Origin of the sequence: Streptomyces anandii JCM 4720, from assembly GCF_014650655.1 — a bacterium.
Lineage (GTDB): Bacteria > Actinomycetota > Actinomycetes > Streptomycetales > Streptomycetaceae > Streptomyces > Streptomyces anandii.
This window is the reverse complement of sequence record NZ_BMVJ01000010.1, coordinates 186921-190796: the sequence shown is the minus strand read 5'-3', so window position 1 is coordinate 190796 and position 3876 is coordinate 186921. Positions and strand designations below refer to the sequence as shown.

General features: G+C 70.2%; 4 protein-coding genes. All 4 read left to right on the top strand.

Annotated elements, in window-relative coordinates; genetic code table 11:
- Positions 1-939 (top strand): glucose-6-phosphate dehydrogenase (zwf, locus tag IE249_RS37890; protein ID WP_229858859.1); only part of this gene is annotated, 939 nt, incomplete at its 5' end.
- Complete coding sequence (gene opcA, locus IE249_RS19825) at positions 936-1862, top strand: glucose-6-phosphate dehydrogenase assembly protein OpcA (RefSeq protein WP_189706302.1); 927 nt, start codon at positions 936-938, stop codon at positions 1860-1862. The genes zwf and opcA, both read left to right, overlap by 4 nt.
- Before the next feature lies 1 nt (position 1863).
- Positions 1864-3504, top strand: coding sequence for a glucose-6-phosphate isomerase (pgi, locus tag IE249_RS19820; RefSeq protein WP_189706300.1), 1641 nt, complete (start codon positions 1864-1866; stop codon positions 3502-3504).
- 15 nt (positions 3505-3519) lie between these two features.
- Positions 3520-3876 (top strand): NAD(P)-binding domain-containing protein (locus IE249_RS19815; protein ID WP_229858881.1); only part of this gene is annotated, 357 nt, incomplete at its 3' end.

Below are 3876 nucleotides of genomic sequence, written 5' to 3'. Positions count from 1 at the left end.
CGCATCGACCACTACCTGGGCAAGGAGACCGTCCAGAACATCCTGGCGCTGCGCTTCGCCAACCAGATGTACGAGCCCGTGTGGAACCGCTCGTACGTCGACCACGTGCAGATCACCATGGCCGAGGACATCGGCATCGGCGGCCGCGCGGGCTACTACGACGGCATCGGCGCCGCCCGGGACGTCATCCAGAACCACCTGCTCCAGCTGATGGCGCTCACCGCGATGGAGGAACCCATCGCCTTCGACGCCGAGGCGCTGCTCACCGAGAAGCTGAAGGTGCTGAAGTCGGTGCGGCTGCCGGAGGACCTGGGCGCCCACACCGTGCACGGCCAGTACGCCGAGGGCTGGCAGGGCGGCGAGAAGGTGGTCGGCTACCTCCAGGAGGAGGGGATCGACCCCCACTCGAAGACCGACACCTACGCGGCCGTGAAACTGGGCATCGACAACCGCCGCTGGGCGGGCATCCCGTTCTACCTGCGCACCGGCAAGCGCCTGGGCCGCCGCGTCACCGAGATCGCGGTGGTGTTCAAGCGGGCACCGCACTCGCCCTTCGACTCCACGGCCACCGAGGAGCTCGGCGAGAACGCCATCGTGATCCGGGTCCAGCCGGACGAGGGCATGACGGTCAGGTTCGGCTCCAAGGTGCCGGGCACGTCGATGGAGATCCGGGACGTGACGATGGACTTCGCCTACGGCGAGTCCTTCACCGAGTCCAGCCCGGAGGCGTACGAACGCCTGATCCTGGACGTGCTGCTCGGTGACGCGAACCTGTTCCCCCGTCACCAGGAAGTGGAAGAGTCCTGGAAGATCCTCGACCCCATCGAGGCCTACTGGCACGAGCACGGCACGCCCGCGCAGTACCGGTCGGGGACATGGGGTCCGAGGGAAGCCGACGAGATGCTCGCACGAGACGGACGGAGCTGGCGCAGGCCATGAAGATCGACCTGACCGACACCACGGCAAGCAAGATCAACAAGGCGCTGGTCCAGGGCCGCCGCGCCATCGGCACGCCGGCCGTGGGCATGGTCCTGACGATGGTGATCGTCACGGACGAGGAGAACGCCTACGACTCGATCAAGGCGGCCGAGGACGCCTCCCGCGAGCACCCCTCGCGCACCCTGGTGGTGATCAAGCGCCACGCCCGGACCCTGCGCGACCGCACCCACTCCCGCCTGGACGCCGAGGTGCGGGTCGGCTCGGAGGCCGGCACCGGCGAGACGGTGGTGCTGCGCACCTACGGCGAGGTCTCCGACCACGCCGACTCGGTGGTGCTGCCGCTGCTGCTGCCCGACGCCCCGGTGGTCGTCTGGTGGCCGGTGGACGCGCCCGACAACCCGGCCGAGGACCCGCTGGGCGCGCTGGCCCAGCGCAGGATCACCGACCTGTACGCGGTCGAGCACCCGCTGGAGGTGCTCCAGACCCGCCTACGGCACTACTCACCCGGTGACACCGACCTCGCCTGGACCCGGCTCACCCCCTGGCGCTCGATGCTGGCCGCCGCCCTGGACCAGGCCCGGGCGAAGGTGACCTCGGCGGCCGTGGAGGCCGAGGCGGAGAACCCGAGCGCGGAACTGCTGGCCCGCTGGCTGGAGGCCCGGCTCGACGTGAAGGCCGACCGGGTGGTCAGTGGCGGCCCGGTCGTGACCGCCGTCCGGCTCGGCACCGCGGGCGGCGAGATCGTCATCGACCGGCCCGAGGGACCGCTCGCCACGCTGACCCTGCCGGGCCAGCCCCCGCGCACCCTCGCCCTGAAGGTCCGTCCCCTGTCGGAACTCATCGCCGAGGAGCTGCGCCGCCTCGACGCCGACGAGATGTACGCCGTCGCCCTGCGGGGCGAGGGCATCAAGGAGACCGTCTGACATGTCCGACACCCCCCAGCTGACCCGGCGGCCCGAGTGGACCGCCCTGGAGGACCACCGCGCCCAGTGGCAGCCGCATCTGCGGGAGCTGTTCGCGGACGACCCCTCCCGCGCCGAGCGCTACACGGTGCGCGTCGGCGATCTGCGCATCGACTACTCCAAGCACCTGATCACCGACGAGACCCTCGCCCTGCTGCAGGAACTGGCCACCGCCACCGACGTGTTCGGGCTGCGGGACGCCATGTTCCGCGGGGAGCGGATCAACGTCACCGAGAACCGGGCGGTGCTGCACACCGCCCTGCGCGCCCCCCGGGACGCGGTGATCGAGGTCGACGGCGAGAACGTGGTGCCCAAGGTGCACGAAGTCCTCGACCGCATGGCCGGCTTCGCGGACCGGATCCGCTCCGGCGAGTGGACCGGGCACACCGGCCGGCGGATCCGCAACGTCGTCAACATCGGCATCGGCGGCTCCGACCTCGGCCCGGCGATGGCGTACGAGGTGCTGCGCGCGTACACCGACCGCGAGCTGACGGTCCGTTTCGTCTCCAACGTCGACGGGGCCGATCTGCACGAGGCGACCCGGGACCTGGATCCGGCGGAGACGCTGTTCATCGTGGCGTCCAAGACGTTCACCACGATCGAGACGATCACCAACGCCACCTCGGCCCGCTCCTGGCTCCTCGCGGGCCTCGGCGGCGACGAGAAGGCCGTCGCCCGGCACTTCGTGGCGCTGTCGACCAACGCCGAGAAGGTCGCCGCGTTCGGCATCGACACCGCCAACATGTTCGAGTTCTGGGACTGGGTCGGCGGACGCTACTCGTACGACTCCGCGATCGGGCTCTCGCTGATGATCGCCATCGGCCCCGACCGGTTCCGCGAGATGCTGGACGGGTTCCGCATCGTCGACGACCACTTCCGCAACGCCCCCGCCGAGGCCAACGCCCCGCTGCTGCTGGGACTGCTGGGCGTCTGGTACGGCAACTTCTTCGACGCCCAGACGCACGCCGTGCTGCCGTACTCGCACTACCTGTCCAAGTTCACCGCGTACCTGCAGCAGCTGGACATGGAGTCCAACGGCAAGTCGGTGCAGCGCGACGGCGAGCCCGTGCAGTGGCAGACCGGCCCGGTGGTGTGGGGCACGCCCGGCACCAACGGCCAGCACGCCTACTACCAGCTGCTCCACCAGGGCACGAAGCTGATCCCGGCCGACCTGATCGGCTTCGTCAACCCGGTGGCCGAGCTGAGCGGCGAACTCAAGGCGCAGCACGACCTGTTGATGGCGAACCTGTTCGCGCAGGGACAGGCTCTGGCGTTCGGCAAGACGGCCGAGGAAGTCCGCGCCGAGGGGGTACCCGAGGAGCAGGTGCCGCACCGCACCTTCCACGGCAACCATCCGACCACGACCGTCCTGGCCACCGAGCTGACCCCGTCGGTGCTCGGCCAGCTGATCGCCCTCTACGAGCACAAGGTGTTCGTGCAGGGCGCGGTCTGGAACATCGACTCCTTCGACCAGTGGGGCGTCGAGCTCGGCAAGGTGCTCGCCAAGCGCGTCGAGCCCGCCCTGACGGAGGGCGCGGACGTGCCGGGCCTCGACCCGTCCACCGCCGCCCTCGTGGCCGCGTACCGCACACTCAGGAAGTGAACTGACATGGCAGGAATGCAGCTGGGTCTCGTCGGCCTCGGCAAGATGGGCGGCAACATGCGGGAGCGTCTCCGCAACGCCGGTCATACGGTGGTCGGTTACGACCGCAACCCCGACGTCTCCGACGTGGCGAGCCTGGTCGATCTGGTCGACCGGCTCGAAGCCCCGCGCACGGTGTGGGTGATGGTCCCGGCCGGCGCCGCCACCCACGGCGTCGTCGAGCAGCTCGCGACGCTCCTCAAGCCCGGCGACACCGTCGTCGACGGCGGCAACTCGCGCTGGACGGACGACGAGAAGCACGCCAAGCAGCTGGGCGCGCGGGGCATCGGCTTCGTCGACGCGGGCGTCTCCGGCGGCGTGTGGGGCCTGAAG

Bases quoted from the DNA above. Each gene is read 5' to 3' on its own strand.
- opcA (WP_189706302.1), top strand. From the start codon at position 936: ATGAAGATCGACCTGACCGACACCACGGCAAGCAAGATCAACAAGGCG.
- pgi (WP_189706300.1), top strand. From the start codon at position 1,864: ATGTCCGACACCCCCCAGCTGACCCGGCGGCCCGAGTGGACCGCCCTG.